Annotated in this window: 22 protein-coding genes; 12 read left to right on the plus strand and 10 right to left on the minus strand. The window is 61.6% G+C overall.

The genetic code is table 11. The features are described from left to right. Window positions 1-83: 83 nt before the first annotated feature. The 4 genes from DLM_RS17280 to ubiT all read left to right on the plus strand — a co-directional run bounded on the left by DLM_RS17280 (window position 84) and on the right by ubiT (window position 3052). Entirely contained in the window at window positions 84-467 is a 384-nt protein-coding gene (locus DLM_RS17280) for a SirB2 family protein (protein WP_089085145.1), read from the plus strand. Between the two features lie 162 nt (window positions 468-629). After that, on the plus strand, window positions 630-1646 hold the full coding sequence (gene ubiU, locus DLM_RS17285) for a ubiquinone anaerobic biosynthesis protein UbiU (protein WP_089085146.1): 1017 nt from the start codon (window positions 630-632) through the stop codon (window positions 1644-1646). A 55-nt stretch (window positions 1647-1701) separates the two neighbouring features. Continuing rightward, complete coding sequence (locus tag DLM_RS17290; protein WP_089085147.1) at window positions 1702-2631, plus strand: U32 family peptidase; 930 nt, start codon at window positions 1702-1704, stop codon at window positions 2629-2631. Beyond that, window positions 2618-3052 carry a ubiquinone anaerobic biosynthesis accessory factor UbiT gene (gene ubiT / locus DLM_RS17295; protein WP_089085148.1) on the plus strand — a complete coding sequence of 145 codons (435 nt, stop codon included), beginning with the start codon at window positions 2618-2620 and terminating at the stop codon, window positions 3050-3052. The genes DLM_RS17290 and ubiT overlap by 14 nt, the downstream gene beginning before the upstream one ends. 79 nt (window positions 3053-3131) lie before the next feature. On the opposite strand, the gene DLM_RS17300 is transcribed toward ubiT, so the two are convergent. After that, window positions 3132-4067 carry a LysR family transcriptional regulator gene (locus DLM_RS17300; protein ID WP_231959885.1) on the minus strand — a complete coding sequence of 312 codons (936 nt, stop codon included), beginning with the start codon at window positions 4065-4067 and terminating at the stop codon, window positions 3132-3134. A 981-nt stretch (window positions 4068-5048) separates the two neighbouring features. Between DLM_RS17300 and DLM_RS17305 the strand changes: the two genes are divergently transcribed. The 7 genes from DLM_RS17305 (at window position 5049) to DLM_RS17335 (ending at window position 11896) form a co-directional block, all read left to right on the plus strand. Further along, entirely contained in the window at window positions 5049-5840 is a 792-nt protein-coding gene (locus DLM_RS17305; RefSeq protein WP_167467147.1) for a LuxR C-terminal-related transcriptional regulator, read from the plus strand. Between the two features lie 322 nt (window positions 5841-6162). Beyond that, complete coding sequence (locus DLM_RS17310) at window positions 6163-7518, plus strand: aldehyde dehydrogenase family protein (RefSeq protein WP_089085151.1); 1356 nt, start codon at window positions 6163-6165, stop codon at window positions 7516-7518. A 66-nt stretch (window positions 7519-7584) separates the two neighbouring features. Further along, window positions 7585-7800 (plus strand): DUF485 domain-containing protein, encoded by a 216-nt coding sequence (locus DLM_RS17315; protein WP_167467148.1) that lies wholly within the window; start codon window positions 7585-7587, stop codon window positions 7798-7800. Next, window positions 7797-9344 carry a sodium:solute symporter family transporter gene (locus DLM_RS17320; RefSeq protein WP_089085153.1) on the plus strand — a complete coding sequence of 516 codons (1548 nt, stop codon included), beginning with the start codon at window positions 7797-7799 and terminating at the stop codon, window positions 9342-9344. Before DLM_RS17315 ends, DLM_RS17320 begins: the two co-directional genes overlap by 4 nt. Continuing rightward, window positions 9341-9964, plus strand: coding sequence for a glutathione S-transferase family protein (locus DLM_RS17325; RefSeq protein WP_089085154.1), 624 nt, complete (start codon window positions 9341-9343; stop codon window positions 9962-9964). The genes DLM_RS17320 and DLM_RS17325 overlap by 4 nt, the downstream gene beginning before the upstream one ends. 17 nt (window positions 9965-9981) lie before the next feature. Beyond that, window positions 9982-10497 (plus strand): cupin domain-containing protein, encoded by a 516-nt coding sequence (locus tag DLM_RS17330; RefSeq protein WP_231959886.1) that lies wholly within the window; start codon window positions 9982-9984, stop codon window positions 10495-10497. A gap of 1 nt (window position 10498) precedes the next feature. Further along, window positions 10499-11896, plus strand: coding sequence for an FAD-binding oxidoreductase (locus DLM_RS17335; protein WP_089085155.1), 1398 nt, complete (start codon window positions 10499-10501; stop codon window positions 11894-11896). Here DLM_RS17335 and DLM_RS17340 read toward each other — a convergent pair. The 5 genes from DLM_RS17340 to DLM_RS17360 all read right to left on the minus strand — a co-directional run bounded on the left by DLM_RS17340 (window position 11893) and on the right by DLM_RS17360 (window position 19877). Next, window positions 11893-13752, minus strand: a complete 1860-nt coding sequence (locus tag DLM_RS17340; protein ID WP_167467149.1) for a tetratricopeptide repeat protein — start codon at window positions 13750-13752, stop codon at window positions 11893-11895. The genes DLM_RS17335 and DLM_RS17340 overlap by 4 nt on opposite strands. 93 nt (window positions 13753-13845) lie before the next feature. Further along, a complete protein-coding gene (locus DLM_RS17345; protein WP_089085157.1) occupies window positions 13846-15720 on the minus strand; it encodes a methyl-accepting chemotaxis protein in 1875 nt (624 codons plus the stop codon). 423 nt (window positions 15721-16143) lie between these two features. Further along, window positions 16144-17766, minus strand: coding sequence for a 3-(methylthio)propionyl-CoA ligase (locus tag DLM_RS17350; RefSeq protein ID WP_089085158.1), 1623 nt, complete (start codon window positions 17764-17766; stop codon window positions 16144-16146). A gap of 321 nt (window positions 17767-18087) precedes the next feature. Further along, window positions 18088-18615, minus strand: a complete 528-nt coding sequence (locus DLM_RS17355; RefSeq protein ID WP_089085159.1) for a response regulator transcription factor — start codon at window positions 18613-18615, stop codon at window positions 18088-18090. Next, a complete protein-coding gene (locus DLM_RS17360) occupies window positions 18612-19877 on the minus strand; it encodes an ATP-binding protein (RefSeq protein ID WP_089085160.1) in 1266 nt (421 codons plus the stop codon). Before DLM_RS17360 ends, DLM_RS17355 begins: the two co-directional genes overlap by 4 nt. Window positions 19878-20006: 129 nt before the next feature. Between DLM_RS17360 and DLM_RS17365 the strand changes: the two genes are divergently transcribed. Then, the gene (locus DLM_RS17365; protein WP_089085161.1) at window positions 20007-20453 is read left to right on the plus strand and encodes a hypothetical protein; all 447 of its coding nucleotides are present in this window, start codon (window positions 20007-20009) and stop codon (window positions 20451-20453) included. A gap of 103 nt (window positions 20454-20556) precedes the next feature. Here the strand turns inward: DLM_RS17365 and DLM_RS17370 are convergent, their stop codons facing one another. The 4 genes from DLM_RS17370 to DLM_RS17385 form a co-directional block, all read right to left on the minus strand. Beyond that, window positions 20557-21921: an ATP-binding protein gene (locus DLM_RS17370; RefSeq protein ID WP_089085162.1), complete on the minus strand. Its 1365-nt coding sequence runs from the start codon at window positions 21919-21921 to the stop codon at window positions 20557-20559. Further along, entirely contained in the window at window positions 21918-22580 is a 663-nt protein-coding gene (locus tag DLM_RS17375; protein ID WP_089085163.1) for a response regulator, read from the minus strand. The genes DLM_RS17370 and DLM_RS17375 overlap by 4 nt, the downstream gene beginning before the upstream one ends. Window positions 22581-22582: 2 nt before the next feature. Further along, a complete protein-coding gene (locus DLM_RS17380; protein ID WP_089085164.1) occupies window positions 22583-23158 on the minus strand; it encodes a cytochrome b/b6 domain-containing protein in 576 nt (191 codons plus the stop codon). A gap of 84 nt (window positions 23159-23242) precedes the next feature. Continuing rightward, window positions 23243-23512, minus strand: coding sequence for a PepSY domain-containing protein (locus DLM_RS17385; protein WP_089085165.1), 270 nt, complete (start codon window positions 23510-23512; stop codon window positions 23243-23245). Window positions 23513-23661 lie beyond the last annotated feature (149 nt).

Raw genomic sequence — 23661 nt, forward strand, 5'->3', positions numbered from 1 at the left:
GCTGATGAAACGAAGGCTTCAGTGTACCATCAGCCTTTGGCCGCCATCACCCGATGCCGAAGGCATAACCGCCAGGAAATTGCATGAGCACTTATCAGATTCTCAAACACGCCCACATGGGCATGGCCTATCTCACCATCACCCTGTTTGCCCTGCGTGGCGGGCTGATGCTGGCAGACAAGCAGCACGTACTGGCCAGCAAGCTGCTGCGCATCCTGCCGCATGTGATCGATACCGCACTGCTGGCGCTGGGCATCACCCTGGTGGTGGTGGGTGGCTGGCCGCTGTTGCAAACACCGTGGCTGCTGGCCAAGATAGCCGGCCTGCTGGCCTATGTGGCACTGGGCACCATCGCGCTGAAACGCGGCCGCACCAAGCAGATACGCAGCATCGCCCTGCTGGCCGCGCTGCTGGTGGTGGCGTATATCGTGCTGGTGGCCAAAACCAAGCTGGCGCTGCCGTTCTGAGCCGGACTCCCGGATGAGGGACGGCCTGCACCGTCCCGGCGACTCCCCACTCCCCACTCCCCACTCCCCACTCCCCCCATCCAGCCGCTTGACCCAGAACAAGTCCAGCGCCGCCCCGCTCTGCTAATGTCTGGCGGTTTCAATTGCTGACATCATGCCATCATGCCTGCCACACGCCCTCTGCCGGAGCTGGTTTGTCCGGCTGGCAGCCTGCCTGCCCTCAAGGCAGCCGTGGATAACGGTGCCGACACCGTCTACCTCGGCCTGAAAAACGATACCAATGCCCGTAACTTTGCCGGGCTGAATTTTGACGACCGCACCGCCCGCGAAGGCATCCACTACGCGCACCAGCATGGCCGCAAGGTGCTGCTGGCCATCAACACCTATGCCCAGGGCGGTGACATCAGCCGCTGGCATCGCGCCATCGATGAAGGCGCGGCACTGGGCGTGGATGCCATCATCCTGGCCGATATCGGCCTGATGAAATACGCACGCGACCGCTACCCGGACCTGCGCCTGCACATGTCGGTGCAAAGCTCCGCCACCAATTACGAAGCCATCAAGCTGGCCCAGGAAATGTTCGACATCCGCCGCGCCGTGCTGCCGCGCGTGCTGACGCTGGACCAGGTCAAGCAGGTAATCGACCACACCGATGTGGAAATCGAGGTGTTCGGCTTTGGCAGCCTGTGCGTGATGGTGGAAGGCCGTTGCCTGCTGTCCAGCTATGCCACCGGCGAATCGCCCAACAGCCACGGCGTGTGCTCGCCAGCCAAATTCGTGCGCTGGGAACATGGCCAGCAAGCCTTGGGCGCACGACTGAACGGCATCCTGATCGACGAATACCAGCAGGGCGAACCGGCGGGCTACCCCACGCTGTGCAAGGGGCGCTTTGAAGTGGAAGGCGATACCTACTACGCGCTGGAAGAACCCACCAGCCTGAACGTAATGAGCATGCTGCCGCAGATCATCGACATCGGCGTGGCAGCCATCAAGGTGGAAGGCCGCCAACGCAGCCCGGCTTACGTTGCCCAGGTCACCCGCACCCTGCGCGCGGCACTGGATGCCGCCGCCCAGGAAAGCCAGCGCTTTGCCGTGAAACCGGCGTGGACCCAGGCCCTGTCCAAGCTGGCCGAAGGCCAGCAGCAGACCCTGGGTGCCTATAACCGGCCCTGGAAATGACACACCGTGCGCCGGCAGGCAGACCTGCCATGCCGGCCCCACAAGCAGGTCTGATATGAAAACATTGCAACTGACGCTGGGCCCGGTGCTGTTCTACTGGTCCCGTGACGATATCCTGCGCTTTTACAGCGAAGCGGCCGACTGGCCGCTGGAAACCATCTATCTGGGCGAGGCAGTCTGTTCGCGCCGCCAGCAACTGCGTGGCCAGGACTGGATCAGCCTGGGCCAGGAACTGGCCCAGAGCGGACGCCAGGTGGTGCTGTCCAGCCAGGCGCTGATCGAAAGCGAATCCGATCTGCGCCGCCTGCGCAAACTGGTGGAAAACGGCACACTGCAACTGGAAGCCAACGATCTGGGTGCCGCCCGGCTGGCCCGCCAGCAAGGTCAGGCCTTTGTCGCCGGCCACCACCTCAACATCTACAACGCCGACACCCTGGCCCTGCTACAGTCGCTGGGAGCGCGACGCTGGATTCCGCCAGTGGAAATGGACCGCGACACCCTGTCTGCGGTACTGGCACAGGCCAGCGCCAATGGCGTACACATCGAAACCGAACTGTTTGCCTGGGGACGGCTACCGCTGGCACTGTCCGCCCGCTGCTTTACCGCGCGGCACTACAACCTGTCCAAGGACGACTGCCAGTTCCGCTGCATGGAGCATCCGGACGGCCTGCGCCTGAACACACGCGAACAACAGGCCTTCCTCACCATCAACGGCATCCAGACCATGTCCGATGGCTGCCACTCCCTGCTGCCGCACCTGCCGGACATCTGCGCCATGGGCATCAACGCCCTGCGCATCAGCCCGCAATGGCAGCATACCGCCCAGATTGTCCTGGGCTACCGCCAAGCCATTGATGCCATTGCATCCCGAAACGCAGCCGAAGTAGACCTGAGCCCGTATTCCGACAGCCTGCTGGTTGACGGCTACTGGCGCGGTACCGCCGGCATTGCCGCCATAGGAGAAACCCGCCATGCGCATTCCTGACCTGACCCTGCCCGCCTCCCTTGCCAGCGTGCTGGGCAAGCTGCCCAGCACACCACCTTGCTGGGCGCTGGTCACTACGCTCAATCAGCTGAAAAAACGCGACATCCTGCCGGTGGACATGAGTTTGCTGTCCGGACACCGCTTTGAAGTCCACATTCTGGACGCCGACATGCGCCTGCACTTCATGGCGGATGATGAACGCTTCAGCGTCGCTAGCGCCGCAGATGAAGCCGACCTGCGCCTGGCGGCCAACCTGGCCGACTTTGCCCGCATGATGCTGCGCGAAGAAGACCCGGACACCCTGTTCTTCAACCGCAAGCTGATCATCGAAGGCGATACCGAGTTGGGCCTGATCGTGAAAAACCTGCTCGATAGCGTGGACTGGAGTTCCACAGCACTGCAGCGCTTCATGGCCGTGTAAGCCGCTCACCCGGTTTGGCAGCAAGACATGCAAAAGCCCGGCATTCGCCGGGCTTTTTTGTGCAGGCAGGCAGACGTCATCAGCTCATCAGCTGTGCCGCAGCCTTGCGCTTGGCAGACAAGTCCAGCCCCGGCAGATCCGCCATGATATCCGGATGATCAGCCAGTTTTTCCACCACGAAATCCACGAATACACGGGTACGCGGCGCAATATGGTCGCGATGCGGGAAGCAGATGTAGATCGAGCGCTCCAGCGAGACCACGTCGGTCAGCACCGGCTCCAGTTCCCCACTGCGAATCAGGTGTACCACCTCATGCCCCGGCAGCTGCGCCACACCCATGCCCAGACGGGCCAGTTCGCACACAGCTTCCATCTCGTTCAGGGTATAAGTGCCAGTCACCTCCAGCGGGATACGCTCACCACGACGGTCGAATTCCCATTTGTACAGACGGCCGGAGGTGGGAAACTGGAAGTTGATGCAATCATGATTGCTCAGTTCTTCGGTGGTTTCCGGGCGGCCATGCTTGTCCCAATACTCGGGCGAAGCCACCACATACTGCGGAATCTGTGCCAGGTTGCGCGCCACCATACGGCTATCCGGCATCATGCCGATCCGCACACCGACATCGTAACCATCTTCGATCAAATCGCTGAAATGATCGTCCAGGCCAAAAAACACCCTTACCTTGGGATAGCGCTCACAGAATTCACCCATGATGGGCAAGATGAAACGCCGTCCAAAGGAATTGGGCATGCTCACGCGCAAATGCCCTGCCGGTTCGTCACGGCTGGCCTTGAGCTGATTGATGGCCGAATCCAGATTGTTCACCGGCCCCCGACACTGTGCATAAAAGCGCCGCCCATCCTCGGTAAGCGTCAGCTGACGGGTCTTCCGGTTGAACAGACGCACCTCCAGCTCCTGCTCCAGTCGGGCAATGCTTTGACTGATGGCCGCCGGCGACACCCCCAGTTTTCTTGCAGCATCCGAGAAACTGCCGTTCTCGGCGGTGGTCATGAAGACCATCAAAGCTTTTAAAGTATCCATAGCTGAAACGTTCCCTGAGCGGCATTAAAGCCATGCAGCTGATTTGATGAAGGACACCCCCGCCCCAGCAGCATGTATTGCCAGCTTCATTATTAAGTAGTTCTTCTTTAAAAAGCGTACACCAGTTCCAGCGAATAATGAAGTTTGACTTATGTTTCTGGGCGTAAATGCCAGTAATCTGTTTCAAATTTCACAAACTGGCGTCGCTGCTAGCTGTTCAAGACAAAAAACCACATCACTTTAAAAGGCATGCTCTTGTTTGCCAATGTCATTTTATACTAAGTAAATCAAATCTCGCGCTAGCCACCAACACCGCCCTGCGCATGCCCCACGCCTTGTGGACAGCCGGCAAACCGGCAACAGATGCCGTGACACCAACGCACTTCCCCCCGCTTCTGCAGCAGCATATTGATGCCCATGGATCAATATTGTGCAAACACGGCATAAAAGAAAGCTTCACTTAAAATCATCCCGCCTGCCCCTGCCTTCCTGCCAAGACCAGCACCCCGGCATTCCACCTCATTTCCTGCCATCTTGCATCGCCGACACAGCCATGACCATGTCCTTTATCAAGACTGCGCATCTTACATGCCATGCACAACAGAGCACGCCGGTCTGATCACATCCCTGCCCCCCTGATCAGGAGCAAGCAGCAGGAAAACGGAATAGCTGATGCACATAAATTCTTATATGGCACCAGAAAAGCCAATCTAACTTGGCAGAAATTTCCAACAAATCTTATCGACCACGAAGAAATTACTTATTCATCATGCCGATCGCTCTACTTGCTGTGCTGACCTCTGGTTTCACTTGCCAAGTGCTTAATAAACTCCAGACCAACCAGCACCGCGATGGAGTCAGGCACGGTCATCATGCCGCTGCTTCATGAATCACGCTGGCACGTTGCAAGTGGATCACCGTCCTGGCCACCCGACAATCAAGGTCCTCATCATGCATAGCAAGCTACCTTTTGCCCGTCCCTTACCGGGCAACCTGACTCCTGCCAGCCAGAAAACCCTGCTGGAATGGATACACAGCGCCGGTCAGATAGAAACCGAGAGCGAATTCAAACTCTATCTGGACCATCTGCAAACCCAGTTGCCAACCAAGCACATGGTCATCACCCTTGGCCGCATCAATCAACACCAGCAATTGCAGCGGGTGGAAAAAGTGGTGAACGTGAGCTTCCCGCCCGACTGGGTGGAACACTACATGAGCCACAATTACATCAGTTGTGATCCGGTACTACGCTCGGTGATGGGACAAGGCCCCATTCACTGGGCTGACAAGTTTGCCCGCGCCAAGGGCATGCAGGAGAAACAATTCATCCAGGAACTCAGTTCCATCGGCATGGGGACCGGTGTCAGTTTCAGCGCGCTGTCAGAACGGCAGAACCTGGTCTGTGTGCTGTCCGTCTCCGGCAGTGAAATCGGCAAGGACAGCCAGTTGACCGAAATGCTCAACAGCCTGCTGCTGCACTTGCGTCAGGCTGCCGGACGCGTGGCAAACCTGGCCCCGGCGGCACCGGCCACCATGCCCCTGTCCCAGCGTGAATTCGACATTTTTCACTGGATGAGCCATGGCAAGACCAACTGGGAAATCGCCACCATCCTGGGCATCAGTGAGCGGACGGTGAAATTCCATGTTGCCAACATTATCCGCAAGCTCAATGCCAACAACCGTACGCACGCCATCGTGATTGGCCTGCAACTGGGGCTGACAACAGTTGCAGGCGTAACATGAGCCACTGACAAGACGGCAAAGCCAGCCTTACAGCCAGTAACCACTGAAACTGCTTGCCGCTAGAATCGCCTCACCAATTGCGTCGCTGCGGTACCAAACCGACATAGGCGCATGCGGGGTTTCAATCTGCAAGTCTCTTCTTGATTGACCTATGCACTCACCTGAAATATTCGGCCCCGTGAATACGGGGTTTTTTTTTGCCCAGCCAGCCCCGCCTGTCCGTAATCCGCCACGAAACCGCAAATCTCCGGACAAGACCCTGTCACAAGCCTGGGCGATTTGTTACAGTCGCTGCTCTTGCTGATTTCCCTGCCTGCCGGCCATGAACGCCTTTACCAGTTGTAATCCCGCCACCGCCGAGGTGGTCTTTACCCGTCCGGGCTGGAGCCAGGACCGTCTGGAGCTTGCCCTCTCACAGCTGAAAACCGCACAGACCCGCTGGGCCGCGCTATCCGTTTCGCACCGGGCGCAGTGCCTGCTGCAACTGGCTGCACAACTGGAAGCCAGGCGTGAAGAACTGGCGTCCCTGGTCACCCTGGAAGTTGGCAAGCGTACCGCCGAATGCCTGGCCGAGATCGACAAGTCGGCGCAACTGATCCGTTATTACGCCGAACTGGCACCCAGCCTGCTGGCACCGCAATCCATTGCCACCCAGGCCAGCCAAAGCGGGGTGGCTTTCGAAGCACTGGGCTGTGTACTGGCGGTAATGCCGTGGAACTACCCCATCTGGCAACTGCTGCGATTTGCCGTGCCGGCCTTGATGGCGGGTAATACCTGCCTGGTCAAACCGGCACCATCGGTGCCGCAATGCACCCAGATGCTGCTTGAGCTGGTGCATGCTGCCGGGCTGGATTGTCTGGACATTGCCTGGATCGATCATGAGCTGGTGGAAGAGGCCATCCGCCGTTGCGACGCGGTGGCCTTCACCGGTTCTACCCATACCGGCCGCATCATTGCCAGCCTGGCCGGCAAGCATCTGAAAAAGACCGTGCTGGAACTGGGTGGCAGCAATCCCTTCATCGTGCTGGCCGATGCCGATGTAGCAGCGGCCGCCCAGGACGCGGTGAACTCGCGTTTCCGGGATGCCGGCCAAAGCTGTAATGCCGCCAAACGCATGATTGTGGTGCCAGAGATTGCTGATGCCTTTGTCGCGGCCTTTGTGGCGGCTGCCAGCAAGCTGCAGCCGGGGGATCCGCGCGACCCGGCCACCACCCTGTCACCACTCACCCGTGCCGATCTGCGCGAGGCACTGCATGCCCAAGTTATGGATGCCTGTCATCAGGGTGCGCAGTTACTGTTGGGCGGCCAGTTGCCACCGGCACCGGGTTTTTTCTACCCGGCTACGGTACTGGATCACGTCACGGCCCGCTGCCGTGTCTATCACGAGGAAGTCTTCGGGCCGGTGGCCAGCATTCTGCGTGCCCGTGATGAGGCCGATGCCATCCGGCTGGCCAATGACACGCCGTTTGGTCTGGGGGCGTCCATCTATACGGCGGATACCGCCCACGGCTGGGAGCTGGCACGCCAACTGGAAGTGGGCAGCGTGTTCATCAACAGGCATACCAGCTCCGATTTGCGGCTGCCATTTGGCGGGGTAAAGGCTTCGGGCTATGGCCGAGAGCTGTCCGAGTTCGGGCTGTATGAATTCGTCAATGTCAAAACCTACTGGCAGAAATAGCTGTCACGCCGAAGAGGACGGGCGGCCAGCAGCGCCCCTCGCCGACGGCACCGGATGTCCCTTGCGATGAAGCCTTTCTCCTTGCTCTCACACGCGGGCTGGCTGGCCCTGCTGGTGCTCTTTGCCTGCCTTGCCTACTTCGCCCTGATCGCCATTGTGCCTGGCTGGCTGGCAGGCACAGTGGCGGGCTGGCCACGCTCCATCCTGTTGGCCCTGCTGCTGTTTGTCCTGTTTTTTGCCATTACCCTGCTGTATATCCGTGCGGCAGATAGACAACCATGACGGCAGCCCACATCTTTTTCCTGCTGTTTGTCGCCAGCAGCCTGTTGCTGACCCTGCTGGCTGCGCGCAGAACCCGTTCGGCAGCGGATTTCTATACTGCCGGCGGGCAGTTACCGGCCTGGCAGAACGGGTTGGCACTGGCTGGCGACTATCTGTCCGCGGCGGCCTTTCTCGGTGCCATCGGCATGTATCTGGGCCAGGGTTACGACTCGCTGGTTTACGCTGTCGGTACGCTGGCCGGCTGGCCGCTGCTGATGCTGTTGCTGGCTGACAAGCTGCGCACCCTGGGCCGTTACAGCGTGGCCGATGTCCTTGCCAGCCGCTTTGATGACCGACGCGTCCGCCTGATGAGCATCATCAGCTCGCTCACCGTCACGGTGTTTTACCTGATCGTGCAACTGGTGGGGGCCGGCAAGCTGCTGCAATTGCTGTTTGGCCTGCCCTATCTGGCCGCTGTACTGCTGGTGGTTGGGCTGATGGTGCTGCAAGTGGCACTGGGCGGCATGCTGGCCACCAGTTGGGTGCAAATGATCAAGGCGGGCTTGATGCTGTTGTGCGCCTTGCTGCTGGCAGCCGGTGTGCTGCAACGCTTTGATGGCAGCCCGGCACAGCTATTTGCCGCCGTAAGCGGATTGGAGCATGGCAGGGCTTTGCTCCCTAGCGCGGTGCTGTCCGATCCCGTGGATTCCGTCTCGCTGGGCCTGGGACTAAGCCTGGGGCTGCTGGGACTGCCGCACATCCTGATGCGTTTTTTCACCGTGGCCGATGCCCGCACCGCCCGCCGCTCGGTGGGCTGGGCCACCGGCGTGATCGCGCTGTTCTTCATCTTGAACATCATCATCGGCTACGGGGCGCTGCTGCTGGTGGCACCGAACGGCAGTTTCCACGATGCCGCCGGCAAGCTGCTGGGCGGCGGCAATATGGCCGCGCTGCATCTGGCCAGCCTGCTGGGTGGGCCATGGTTGCAGGCGCTGATTGCCAGCGTGGCCTTTGCCACCATTCTGGCCGTGGTGGCCGGTCTGGCCATGGCCGGGGCCAGTGCCGTCAGCCACGACCTGTATGCACTCTGGCTATGCCAAGGTCGGGCCGATCCACGCCGGGAATGGCAGTTGTCCCGGCTGTCGGTACTGCTGCTGGGCTTGCTGGCGGTACTGCTGTCCACCCTGTTCCAGAACCTGAACATTGCCTTGCTGGTGGGGCTGGCGTTTGCCATTGCCGCCTCCAGCAATTTCCCGGTATTGCTGCTGGCACTGCACTGGCGTGGCCTGAGCGCGCGCGGTGCGCTGGCCGGTGGCTATGGCGGCATGCTGGCCTCCCTGCTGTGCATCATTGCCGGGCCCACGGTCTGGGTGGGCATGCTGGGCCATCCCGCACCACTGTTTCCCTATGCTAACCCGGCACTGTTCTGTGTTCCTCTGGCCTTTGCCGCTGCCTGGCTGGGCTCGCAAAACCGGCCGGGGGCCAATTCCATTGACGTGCCGGCCTCCGGCGCAGACACTGGCCCGACCGCCCGATCAACATCGCAACAAGATACAACGACATGACCACACTCACCCTGTATGGCAACTGTTTTTCCGGCCATAGCTACAAGGTCCGCCTGGCGCTGATGCTGGCGGACGTATCGCATGACTACGTGCATGTCGACCTGGCGCTGCCCCGCGCCGAACGCGCCGAGGACTTCCGCGCCGTCAGCCGTTTTGGCGAAGTCCCGGTACTGGTGGCCGACGGTACTGCCATGTGCCAGTCCAATGCCATCCTGCAATGGCTGGCCGACAGCTATGGCAGGCTGGACGGTGCGCCGGGTGAGCGCCAACTGGTGCGTGAATGGCTGTGCTGGGAGAGCAACCGCATCGGCTTCTCTCTGCCCAACCTGCGCCTGGCACGCAAGTTCTTTGCGCAGCCTGCCGAGGTCAATAACTGGCTGGAACAGCGGGTACGCGCCGACCTGGCGGTACTGGATGACACCCTGAGCCAGCATGGCTATCTGATCGGCAGCACCCTGACCATTGCCGACCTGTCGGCCAGCGCCTATCTGTGGTGGCTGGGCGATGCCGGGCTGGACATCCAGGACTGGCCGCATGTGGCCGCCTGGCTGCAACGCATCAGCCAGTTGCCCGGCTGGCAACATCCGGACGAGCTGATGGCCGCGGAAATTCCGGACTGATACCGGCAAGGGGACAGATGATGGAACGGCCATCCTGCATCAAACACTGGCAAGAACTGCAAGAGCCGGACAACGCCAGTTACCCGGATAGCAGCGAATTGCTGTCCATCGGCTCACCTCTGGGACGGTTTTTTGGTCTGCAACGCATCGGCATTCATCACGAACTGCTGCCGCCGGGCCGTCGCACCTCCTGGCCGCATGCGGAAAAGACGGAAGACGAATTTGTCTACGTGCTGGAAGGCGAACCGGATGTCTGGCTCGATGGCGTGCTGCACCGGCTGCGGCCCGGCGATGCCGTGGGCTTTCCCGCCGGCAGTGGCATTGCCCACAGCTTCCTCAACAACACGGCGCACGATGTGCGGCTGCTGTGTGTAGGGGACCGCGACCGCGCTGACAACCAGTTGCACTACCCGCTACACCCGGCGCGCAACAGCGCACTTGGCCCGCGCCATTGGCAAGATTGCCCAGGCCGCTTGCAGGGCGAACACGACGGCCTGCCGGATGCCTTGCGCGCCCAACAGGAGCATGACTGAGATGTCCCACTTCCTTGCCGCCGTGGCCGCCATTGTCGGTGCGCCCCATGTGCTGACCCAGCCGCAGGATACCGCCCCCTACACACTGGACTACCGCCGCCGCTATCAGGGCCTGCCACTGGCGGTGGCCCTGCCCGGCACCACGGCGGAAGTAGCGGCGCTGCTGCAACTGTGCCAGCTACATCAGGTTGCCGTGGTACCACAGGGTGGCAATACCTCCACCTGCGGTGCCGCCACACCGGACACCTCGGGCCGCCAGTTGGTGATCGGCCTGCGTCGGCTCAACCGCCTGCGCGCCATCGACACCGCCAACAACAGCATCACGGTGGAAGCCGGCATGACCCTGGCCCAGGTACAACAACTGGCCACGGCAGCGGGCCGACTGTTTCCGCTGTCGCTGGCCAGCGAGGGCAGTTGCCAGATTGGCGGCAACCTGTCCACCAATGCCGGCGGGCTGGCCGTGCTGCGCTACGGCACCATGCGTGAACTGACACTGGGGCTGGAAGTAGTGTTGCCGGACGGCCAGGTGCTGCACCAGCTCTCCGCTCTGCGCAAAGACACCAGCGGGCTGGATGTGAAGCAACTGTTCATCGGCGCGGAAGGCCAATTGGGGCTGATTACCGCCGCCACGCTCAAGCTGTTCCCGCTGCCCACCGCCCATGCCACCGCCTGGCTGGGCGTGGACAGCAGCCAGGCCGCCATCGACTTGCTGTCGGCCTTGCGCCAGGCGTTTGGCGACCGGCTGACCACCTTTGAAATCATGTCGGACGCCTGCCAGCATCTATTGGAAAAATACCATCCGGGCCAGTTGCCCTTCATCCAGCCCTGGGCGGTGCTGGCCGAGCTGTCCGATAGCGGCGACAGCCATCTGCTGCAACAACAGCTAGTGGATTGGCTGGCAACACAGCAGATTGCCGACGGCGTGCTGGCCCATAGTGAGGCCGACAGACAGCAGCTATGGCAACTGCGCGAGGCCATGTCGGAAACCCAGAAGCGCGACGGTGCCAGCATCAAGCACGATATCGGCGTCCCCAGCTCGGCGATTCCCGACTTTCTGCAACAGTGTGAAAGCGCCCTGCGCCGGGTCTTTCCCACGGTACGCATCATTGCCTTCGGCCATGCCGGCGATGGCAATCTGCACTACAACATCAGCTATACCCGGCCGGACAATGCCCATTTGTTTGAAGACGAGGACAGCGTCAACGCCATCGTCTACGACCTGGTGTATCGCCATCAGGGCACGCTGGCGGCGGAGCATGGCGTGGGCCAGCTCAAGGGCCACTGGCTGCAGCGTTACAAGGACCCGCTGGCGCTGCAACTGATGCGCAATATCAAGCAGGTGCTGGACCCGCACGGCCTGATGAACCCCGGCAAGTGGTTGTCCGGCGGCGGCGATTAAGTCGGCACAGTCAGATCGACAGCCAGCCGGGCGATCAGCCGCGGCCAGTCGCCGGCCTGCGGCTGGCGGTACAGGCGCAGCGTCGGATACCAGGGCGTGCGCTCGGCATCCCAGCCCCAGCGCCAGTCGGTATGACAGGCCGACAGCAGTACGCTGCAGGGTAGTCCAAGACAACCGGCCAGATGGGCCAGCGCGGTGTCCACCGTCACCAGACCATCCAGCCCGGCCAGAACAGCGGCGGTTGCCGCCAGATCATCCAGCCCCTGCTCCCCCGCTTCCAGCGCAGGCCAGGACGCCAGCCAGGCCGACTCTTCTTCAATCACCGGCAATTGCAGGCTGCGCCAGCGGATACCGGGCAAGGCCAGCAAGGGGGCCAGCAGACGCACGTCCGGCAATGAGCGGTGATGATCGCAGGGATGACGCGGATGGCCGCGCCAGACCAGCCCGAATCGGCGCGGCGCGGCCGGTGCCGGCTGCGGCTGCCGGGCAAACGGCGGGAAATGCGCGGGCGGCGTGGCGGCTGGATCCGGCTCCAGCCAGCGCGGCAGGCTCATGGAAAACACATGGTAGTCATGTGGCGGTAGCGCCATATCCAGCCGCAGCAAAGGCAGGAAGCTGACCGGGCAATCCAGCGGCAGGCATTGCAGCAGGCGGAGCAGCTCCGGGCGGCATACCACACTCAGGCGCGCCGCCTGCAACAAGGGCAGATAGCGGCAAAATTGCAGGGCATCGCCCAAGCCCTGTTCCAACCACACCAGCAGGTGCCGCCCGCTGAGGGACTCGCCCTGCCAGCGGGGCGAGGACAAGACAGGCAGGCCGCCAGCCGCGGGCGGGCGCTGCAGCCGCGCCTCCAGGTTCTCCCAGCCAGCACGCCAGTGTCCACGCGCCAGTTGCAGATAGGCCAGGTTCTGCCGGAAGCGGGCTTGGCCGGGTGCCAGCTCCACCGCCCTGCGCAAGGCGGCTTCCGCTTGCTCCGCTTCACGCAGCTCACTGCAGACCACGCCCAGTGCATCATGCAGCGGCGCATGCCGGGGATGCTGAGCGATGGCTTGCTGCAACAACGGCAGCGCGGCGGCGGCATCACCCTGCTGCAACAGGCCATTGGCCTGATTAAGCAGCAAGTCGGGCGGCGGAGCCGCCTGCAGCAGCGCACGCTGCAACAGGCGGCTGGCTTCGTCCCAGCGTCGCTGTTGCTGGTATAGCAGGGCCAGGTTATTAAGTGCCTCGGTATGCAGGGGCGTGCGCTGCAAGATCCGCTCCCAGCAAACACGGGCCTCTACGTCCCGGCCTTGCTGCTGACACAGGCTGCCCAGCAGCGCATTGCCCGACTCATCGTCCGGATCCTGCAGCAGCAGGGCGTGCAACAGTGTTTCCGCCTCCGCCTGCCGGTCGGTCTGCACCAGCAGCAGGGCCAGGTTGTAGCGCACATCCTGCAGGCTGCGCGCAGCGGTCGCAAACTGCAGCGCCTGGCGATAACAGGCTTCGGCCTCAGGCCATTGTCCACCCTGCGCCAGCAATACCCCCAGATTGGCCAGACTGTCGGCATGCGCGGCTTGCAAGCGCAATTCCGCCCGGTAGTGTTGCGCCGCCAGTTCCCGCTCTCCCCGTTCGCCATACAGGCAACCCAGGTTGTAATGGGCATCGGCCACCGCCGGGTCCAGTTGCAATGCATGCAGCCAGCACTGCTCGGCCACGGGCTTTTGCCCCAGCTGCGCAGCACATACACCCAGCAGGGTCCAGACCGGCGCATTGCCCGGCTCGGACTCCAGACAGCGCTGCGCCGCCTGCAAGGCAGCCGGCAGCTTCTGCTCCGCCAGCAAGGTGGCCGCGCGCAGCGCCAGCGGTGACAACAACATGCTTTCCTCCCCTTGCTGACTGAGCATTACGACGCATCAAGCTGATTGGCCAGTCAGGACATTGCCTTTGCCGGCTGCGGCCTGGCGCTACGGCTACAGGCGGAACTTGGCAAATTCACCATTCATCTGCCCGGCCTTGCCTGCCAATCCCTGCAGGGTGTTACTGGCCTGCTGCAGCATGGCATCGTTTTCCAGCACCCGGCTGTTGATCTGCTCCGAGCTCTGGGCGATCAGCGTACTGGCATTATGCTGTTCCTGAGTGGAATGGGAAATTTCCGACATCTTGCCGACCACCTCCAGCATGGAATGACGGATGGACTGGATGGTGGCCACCGCCTGCTGGGTCAACACCACCCCGTCATGCACCACGGTCACCGTTTGTTGCACATCGCCCACCGCCTTGCCGGTTTCGCTGCGGATTGCCGTCACCATGCCGGCAATCTGCACCGTTGCCTGCGCAGTACGCTCGGCCAGCTTGCGTACCTCATCCGCCACCACGGCAAAGCCGCGCCCCTGCTCGCCGGCACGGGCGGCCTCGATGGCGGCATTGAGCGCCAGCAGATTGGTCTGGTCGGCAATATCACGGATCACATCGGTAATGCCGGAAATCTGCAGCGACCGCTGCTCCAGTGCCGCCAGCATGGTTTCCAGCGAACGCACCGACTGCACCGTGCTTTCCATGCCTTCTGCCAACTGGTGCATGCCCTGGGCACCGGACTCCAGCCCCTGACCGGTGGCCGTGGCCAACTGGTCGGCCTCGCGTGCGTTATCGGCAATATGGGCAATGCTGACGGTAATTTGCTCCAGCGTGGCGGCATTGGAAGAAGACATGTCGGAGATGCTGCGGGCGCGCTCAGCCACATCCAGTACCTGGCTGGAAACCTGGCCGACCCCCTGCACAACCCCGCCGGCATCATCGCGCAGGCCGCGGAACAGGCTGGCCAGTTGGCTGACAAACTGGTTGAATGCCTCCGCCGTGGCGGCAATTTCATCCCGGCCCTTCAATTGCAGACGCCGGGTAAGGTCGCCCTCGCCATGGGCAATGTCCTGCATGGCATTTTTCAGCGCCACCAGCCCACCCAGCATGCGCCCCAGCAGCACGCTGGCCAGCGGGATGAGCAGGGCGAACACCAGCACGCTCAGGCCCGCCACGCTGAGCAACAGGGTATTGAGCGGTGCCAGGATGGCATCGCGGTGGGTCGCCAGACCGATCAGCCAGTCACTGTCGGGGATGCGCTGCACCGACAACAGCATGTCCTGGCCATCCAGTGCCACTCTTTGCAGGCCATCGCTGTTGGCCAGTTCCGTCAGCCGTGCCGCCGTCAGTTCCGGAGCCAGTTGGCTGATCGGCTTGAGCGTCAGCCCGGCCTGCGGATGGGCCAGGATGGTCCCCTTGCCATCGGTGATGAAGGCATAGCCATTGCCGCGCACCTGCAGTGACAACACCGACTTCACCAGGCTGTCGACAAACACATCGCCACCGGCTACTCCCAGTATGCGATCCCCCTGGCGGATGGGAGCCGCCACGGTGATGGTGAGTTTCTTGCTGGCTTCATCCACATAGGGCTCGGTTACCACGGCCTTGCCGGCTGCGATGGCTTGCTTATACCAGTCGCGCTCCTTCACCTTGTAGTCGGCAGGCGCAACCCAGTCATCGGAAAACACCGAACGTCCGTCGGCAAAACCGGCGTAATTGACATTGAAGCCGGCGCGCGCCCCCACCTTGAGAAAGCGCAGAGCATCGGCCTCGCCCGCCGCGCTGGCCTGGGCGCTGATCTGCTGCTTCTTGTCATCCAGCCAGGTTTTGACCACGCTGCCCTGCCCCTTCAGTGCCGAGTCAAACTCGTAGTTCAGGCCGCTCAGGATCTCGCCCCGCATCTGGATGAACACGATCAACACCAGCACCAGGCCGAACAAGGCCATCAGCAAGGCATTGAAAGCAATCAGTTTGCTGCGCAAGGATTTCATGTTTCCCCCTTACCGGACGGGTGCCGGGCTTGTTTTGACCATCATGGCCGGGACAGGCTTGCTGTGCGAAATAACCGGCCTTCATCTATTTTCGCATTAAATTATGAAATACTTATTTACATTTTGATCCAGAACAGCAAAGACGGTTTACCGCCGCTAATGTCACAGGCTGCCTGTTGCAAGAGCGCACAAATGACACAGCAGCAGACAAGGCGCGGCAGCTCGGCAAGGAGGGCTGGACGGACAGGCAAAAAAAATCCCCTGAGGGTTCTCAGGGGCCAACACGAGGAAGAAACATCTGGCCGGGGTTACCAGCTCGATGCTTCGAGGGGCTAACACCACAAAAGGTCTTGCGACCTTCAGTGCGATGCACAATTTAGCGCAAATGCTCTATTCTGTCCATTCAATTCAGCGGCTTAACGCTCATGCCCACTGGTAATCCTTGAACATTTCACGCAGTTTCATCTTTTGCAATTTGCCGGTGGCGGTATGCGGCAGTTCATCCAGGAACACCACATCGTCCGGCGTCCACCACTTGGCAATCTTGCCTTCGTAAAAACCGAGCAGCTCTTCACGGCTGGCCGTGGCACCGGGTTTAAGCACCACCACCATCAGTGGCCGTTCATCCCACTTGGGATGCAGCACCCCGATGGCAGCCGCCTCGGCCACGGCCGGGTGTCCCACCAGAATGTTTTCCAGTTCGATGGAGCTGATCCACTCGCCGCCGGACTTGATCACGTCCTTGGTGCGGTCGGTAATCTTCATGTAGCCATCGCGGTCGATCGTGACCACGTCCCCGGTGTTGAACCAGCCGTCTTCGGTATGCGCGTCGTCCAGCTCGCGCTTGAAGTAGCGCGACAGCACCCAGGAACCCTTCACCTGCAAGTTGCCAAAGGCCACGCCATCATTGGGCAGCGGCTTGCCTTCGTCGTCGACAATGCGGATGGCCACGCCGTAAATGGGACGGCCCTGCTTGGTTTGCAGTGCGCGTAGTGTCGGTGTGTCGCAGCCATTGTGCTTGAACTTGGGGGTACTGGTGGTGCCGCAGGGCGACAGCTCGGTCATGCCCCATAGCTGGCGCAGCTCGGCACCGTGTTCGGCCAGTTGGTCCACCATGCTTTCCGGGGCAGCCGAACCACCGACAATCACCCGCTTCAGGCTGTGGATCTTGAGGTGGTTCTTCTGACAGTGCTGCAACAGCATCATCCAGATGGTGGGCACACCGGCGGCCATGGTGACGCCTTCGCTCTCGATCAGCTCGTACAGATTCACCCCATCCATCTTGGGGCCGGGCAACACCAGCTTGGCCCCGTTCATGGTGCAGCTGTAAGGCAGGCCCCAGCCATTGACGTGGAACATCGGCACCACCGGCATGATGGCACCCTGGGCCGAGATATCCAGGCTGTCCGGCAGCGAGCTGGCAAAGGCATGCAGCACGGTGGAGCGGTGCGAATACAGCACGCCCTTGGGGTTGCCGGTAGTGCCCGAGGTGTAGCACAGGCTGGAAGCGGTGTTTTCATCAAACACCGGCCACTGGTAATGGTCGCTGTGGCTGTTGACCAGGTCTTCGTAGCACAACAGGTTGTCCAGCGTGGACTCGCGCGGCATGTGGGCGCGGTCGGTCAGCAAGACAAAGTGCTGCACGGTGGTCAGTTCGGCGGCAATCTGCTCCACCACCGGCAGGAAGCTCAGGTCGAACATCAGCACCTTGTCTTCGCCGTGATTGATGATGTAGCTGATCTGCTCGGCAAACAGGCGTGGATTGACCGTGTGGCAAATGGCCCCGGAACCGGAGGTGGCAAAGTAGATTTCGTAGTGGCGGTAGCCGTTCCACGCCAGCGTGCCCACCGTATCACCATGTGCTACGCCCAGGCCGGCCAGCGCATTGGCCAACTGGCGGCTGCGGCGCGCAGCCTCGCGGTAGGTGTAGCGGTGAATCGGGCCTTCCACGGTACGCGACACGATTTCGCTGTCGCCATGGTAGGTTTCAGCATGTTGCAGCAGGGCGGAGATCAGCAGCGGCTGCTCCATCATTTGTCCACGCATCTTGTTCCCCTCTATTGTCGTGGTTTGGTGAGTCCATCAAAAGACCATATGCATTTTGGGGCATTTGCTCCAATCAATTTTTCTGATGCCATCCGGAAAGGCCGGCTGATGAAAACAGGACTTTGCAGCAGGGGTGATGGGAACTTTCCTAGCGCTTGCTTGGCAAGAAAATGAGTAAAGCCCTGTCAATACAGGGCTGATGCAGCAGAAGACAAAGAAGAACAACAGCAGCAGCGGCAATTGCACTGCAAAGCCAGGTGGCAACTAGATTGCCAGTCAATGCAGAAAAGCGCGTCCGCCGAATACAACAGCTAATGCGTTTTAGCTTTTCACCGGGCGCTTGGCCAACATGCGCTGCAAGGTACGACGATGCATGCCCATGGAGCGGGCCGTGGCGGAAATATTGCCGTCATGCTCATTCAGCACCCGTTGCAGGTGCTCCCAGGTGACACGTCGCAGCGACATGGGCTGTGGAGCCAGCGGCAGTTCCGGATTGGCACTCACCTGCTGAAAAGCCGCCAGGATGTCATCCACGGTGGCCGGCTTGGCCAGGTACTGCACCGCGCCCAGTTTGGTGGCCTCCACCGCGGTGGCAATGCTGGCATAGCCGGTGAGCACCACCACCGCGGCTTGCGGATACAACTGGCGCAAGTCAGGCAACAGCCGCAGACCGCTTTCCCCTTCCAGATTGAGATCCAGCACGATGCGCAACGGTGCCGGCATACGCGCCTGCATGGCCTGCGCCCCATTCGCGGCGCATTCCACCCGGAAACCACGTCGCACCAGCGCACGGGACAGCACCGTGCTGAAAGCCTCATCATCATCTACCAGCAGAAAATCCAGCGTCATGCATCTTCCTCCAGCCGCAGGGGTAAGCGTACACAAGCATGCACCCCACCCTCCGGCCTGTTTTCCAGGGTCAGGGTACCGCCCAGCCTGGCCAGCGTGGCGTGGCTGAGCATCACGCCCAGGCCCATGCCTGCCGGTTTGCTGGATGTCAGCGGTGCCAGACCGGCACGCTGTAGCTGGGCGGCAGACAAGCGCCCGGACGGGTTGATGATGTCCAGTTGCAACAGCCCGTCTTGCAAGGCTGCCGTTACGGTCAGCACACCACCGCCAGCCTCGGCCGCGTTATTGATCAGGTTGAAAAATGCCGGCCAGAAGGCGGCATCCAGCCATACCTGCGGATCAGGCCCGTGGGCCGGCTGCCAGTCCAGTTGCACATCGGGGCGCAGGCTGCGCCAGCCGGATAGCTGCTGTGCCAGCGCGGCAAACAAGGGGCTGGGGCGATCCGTCTGCTGCACACCTTGCTTCAGCCGGCTCAGTGCCTGGGCACAGGCCGCTAGCTGGGTCTGCATCAGTTGCAGATCGTCCTGCAAAGACGCATCGGCGGCATGCTGCTGCAGCATGTCATCCACCAGCAGGGTAAGCGTGTTAAGCGGCGTGGACAGCGAATGTGCCGCACCGGCTGCCTGCATGCCCACCGCCAGCAACTGTTCATCCCGCAACTGCGTTTCCCGCGCTGCCGCCAGCGCCGCCTCGCGCGCGGCCAGTTGACGCGCCAGCCAGGAGACAAAACTGGTAATCAGCAGGGCAGACAAGGCAAAGGTAAGCCACATGCCCACCAAATGCAGGGAAAAGGCATAAGCCGCGTCGCTGCCCTGCAGCGGCCAGGGCAGATGCCAGCCAAACAGGGCGGCATAGGCCAGCATGCTCAGCAGCGACAGTCCCCAGGCAAACACGCCGGGGGACAGCAAGGCGGCAAACAATACCGGCGGCAGGTAGAGCGAAGCCAGCGGATTGGCCGCTCCGCCGCTGAACGCCAGGCATTCAGTCAGTGCCAGCACGTCCGCCAGCAAACCCAGCCGCAGCAGCAACAGGGGCGAAGCGCCGCGCTGCAACTGCCTAGCCAGTAAATGATTGAACAGCGCCAGGGTGGCCAGTGCCTGCAACAGCAGCAGCCAGGGCAGGGACAGCCCGGTTGCGGCGCACAGCAGCAACAATACGCCGCCCGCACCCAGCATCAGCCAGCGCAGGCGGGCAATCAGGCGCACGGCATCGGGCAGGTCGGCCACCAGACGTGAAGGGGAAGAAAACAATTGGGCCAGCATGGCCGACACTTTAGCATCCCGCCGCCCTGCCCGTGACTGCGACATAATGCCGCAGCGTGAGAGCGGCCCTGCTCGTCGCCATCGCGCCAGTCTGCTAGTCTTGCAAGACTTTTTGTCGAACCCTGACGGATGAAACATTTGAAACTTGCCGCCTGCGGCCTGATCCTGTTTATCGCCCTGGGCCCGCTGGTGGGTCTGCTGGCCACCGGCGTGATGCCGATGCTGGCCTACATGCTGGGTGCGCTGCCGGCGGCTCTGGCCGGCGTGTTGCTGGTATTGCTGCGACTGTCGCTGGAGGGCAGCATCAGCCACTGGCAGCAGTCCTGGCCGCGCTGGCGCCTGCTGGTGCTGGCGGCATTGCCCGGCGCGCTGATCGGCGGCGTCATCACCTTGTACTACAGCCGCTGGCTGCAACCGGCGCTGTACAACCCGGTATTCAACTACTACCTGGGTGCCGTGGCCGGTGCCGTGTGCAATGCGCTGTACTGGCGCCTGCCCAGCAATGCCGCCCCGGCTTGCATCCCACGCGCAGCCCGGCCTGAAAAAGAAAACCCGCCTGGTCGGGGCGGGCAATAACACCTTGGAGTGTGTTCCGGCAGGCGCAGGCCTGGCGGCTTGTCTGGCACCAACAATACGCTGTTGCAAATGCCAGGCCAATGCGACAGATTGCCGCAGTGTTTCAATCGGCCTTGCGCAAGCGCACCTGCAGGCCACCGCCATCCCGGTTGGCCAAGTTCAGGCTCAAACCATGCAGGCTGGCAATACGCTCGACAATCGACAAACCCAGCCCGCTGCCGGGCATATCCTGTCCGGGTGGCCGGAAAAAGCGTTCGCGCACCCGTGCCAGCCACTCCGGTGCAATTCCGGGACCATTGTCCTGCACCAGGATTTCCCCTGCCGCCAGCACCAGCTCGATCCGTGCCGCCACCGGGCAGTAACGCACGGCATTATCCAGCAGATTGCGTAATAGCAGGGTCAGCAAGGTGGCGTCGCCATTCAGTGGCAATACGCCAGGCGCGGCACAGTGCCATACGATGTCCAGCACCATGTCTTTGTCGGCGGCAGCCCGGCGCACATCTGCCAGCGCATCGCGGCTGACTGCAGCCCAGTCAATGGGCTGACTGCTGGGCAAGCCTTGCAGCGGGTCCAGTCGGGACAGCGCCAGCAGTTGCTCCACCAGGCGGGTGGCACGCTGTATGCCTTGCTGCAGCTGCTGCAAGGCATGCTGGCGACCGGCATCGTCCGGCATCAGCGCCATCACCTCCGCCTGCACTTGCAGGGCGGCCAGCGGGGTGCGCAACTCATGCGCGGCATCGGCGGTAAAACGACGCTCGTGCTCAACCGTTTTGGCAATGCGGGCAAACAGGGCGTTGAGTGACTGCACCATGGGGAGGACTTCACCCGGCACGTTTTCCGACAATGGCGTGCTGTCCAGCGCGCTGCGCCGTCCAAGGTCGGCGGCCACCTGCTGCAAGGGCCGCAAACCCTTGCGCACGGCCCATAAAATCAGCAACAACAAAACCGGCAGTCCCAGCAGCCAGGGCAGCAACTGGCCCTCGATCACCTTGAAGACCATTTCGTGGCGCAGTTTCTGCCGCTGCCCCACCGCCACCAGCCGCGAACCGTCCGGGGCCGGCAGATAAAACAGCCGCCACTCGTCGCGGTCATCCTGACCACGGACACTGTAAAAGCCGCGCCGGCTGGCATCAAAGCTGAAATGACGCCCCTTGCCATCGCTCAACAACAGGTTGCCCTCGGCATTCCACACGGCCACGCCAATGTCGTCATCCTCGGCTTCACCGCGATCGCCACCGCGAATCAGCTTTTTGGTCTTGGGCAGCACCGGCAGATCGTCATCGCCGTGCTCGCCCATATTGACGATCAACAACTGACGGGCAAACAAGGTGAGCTGGGTGTCGTACAACTCATCCACTTCATGATGGGCCACATACACCGCCACGCCGGTGGACACCAGCCAGATCAGCGGCACAGTCACCAACAACAGGATGGCCAGCCGGCGCTGCAAGGTGGGCTGACGCCTCATGCCGGCTCACCCAATGCATAACCCACTCCGCGCTGGGTACGGATGAAACCGGCCCCCAGCTTCTTGCGCAGATGATGGACATACACTTCCACGGCATTGCTTTCCAGCTCCTGCCCCCAGCCGTACAGTTTTTCCTCGATCAGGTCGCGTGGCAGCACCCTGCCCTTGCTGGACAGCAGCAACTCCAGCAAAGCCAGTTCGCGTGCGGTCAGTTCCAGTTGCACCTCGCCCAGCCAGGCGGTGCGCGCCACCGGGTCCAGGCTGACCCGGCCATGGCTCAGGCGGTTGCTGGTCTGGCCATGGCGGCGACGGATCAGCGCCCGCAGGCGCGCAGCCACTTCGCTGAGGGCAAAGGGTTTGACCAGGTAATCATCCGCACCGGCATCCAGCCCGCGCAGGCGGTCATCCAGCGCATCGCGTGCGGTCAGCACCAGTACCGGCACATCCTGTCCGCCCTGACGCCAGGCGCTGAGGATATCCATACCGTCCATGCCGGGCAGGCCCAGGTCCAGCACCACGGCATCAAACGGAGCCGCCGACAGCGCGGCCAGCCCTTCACGCCCCTGGCGGAACCAGTCCACCACGAAGCCCAACTGGCTCAGGCCCATTTTCAGGCCATCGCCGATCAGCGGATCATCCTCCACCACCAGTATGCGCATGTCTATTTCCTTGCTTCAAACTCCGGCACGGCCTGTTCTTTATCCGGCTGCGGCATCGGCTTTACGCCGGTCACCATGGCCTTGATCAGGTTGATACCGCCCAGCCGGCTCATCAGCACCGCAGCCAGCACATGCAGGCCAACACTGGCGATCAGGATATTGGCCAGCGCCTCGTGCAGTTCCTGCATGCCGTCATCCCCCCAGAAAGCATCGGTGCCCAGCAGATAACCACTAAGGCCCAACCCCAATACCAAGGCCATCAACCACAACATCATCAGCGCGCCCAGCGGGTTATGTCCGGCATGGGCATGCAACCGGCCCTGGCGCATATCCTGCCAGTGTGCCTGCAAGCGACGCGGCGTAGGAAAGAAATCGGCAAAGCGGGCATGTCGGCTACCGATAAAGCCCCACACCACGCGGGATAGCACCAGCAGCGCTGCCAGATAACCTGCCCAGCGATGCGGAGCTTCGCCATCTTCCAGCACGAAATAGTTGCCCAGCACACAGGCCGCCAGCGTCCAGTGGAATCCCCGGACAAAACCGTCCCACACTTTGATTTCCTGTGTATTATCAGCCATCAATCCATTTCCTTTCAGCCAGAAAGCAGGCCGGTGCCATGGGCAGCCGGCCTTCTCAAACCGGGCAGGCCGCCCGGCAGCAGCTTATTGCTGTACTTCGCTCTTCACCGGCTTGCCGGTCTTGGTGTCGAAATAAATCTCCACCTTCTTGTCGTCCTTGTTCTTGCCATAAATTTCATAGCACTGACCGCTCACCTTAAACTTGTCGATCTTGTAGCCCTGGCCTTCCAGTTGTTTCTTGAAGTCTTCCTGCTTGATCCACTCGCTCTTGGGGTGGGTTTCACACTTGGCCGCAGCAAAAACGGCAGGGGCGGCAAAGGCAGCAATCAGGGCAGTCAGCAGCAGTTTTTTCATTTCTCGAATCTCCAGGATTAAACCGGTTCCTTCCGGCAACAGGGCTATTTAAGCGCAGCAGTCTTAAACCCAACTTAAAACCACGCCGCGTCATGTGCGCGTCACCAAAACCTCATCGCGCTGTCATCTGTTGCATGCAGCATGGCGCT

The organism is Aquitalea magnusonii (assembly GCF_002217795.2).
Classification (GTDB): Bacteria; Pseudomonadota; Gammaproteobacteria; order Burkholderiales; family Chromobacteriaceae; genus Aquitalea; species Aquitalea magnusonii_B.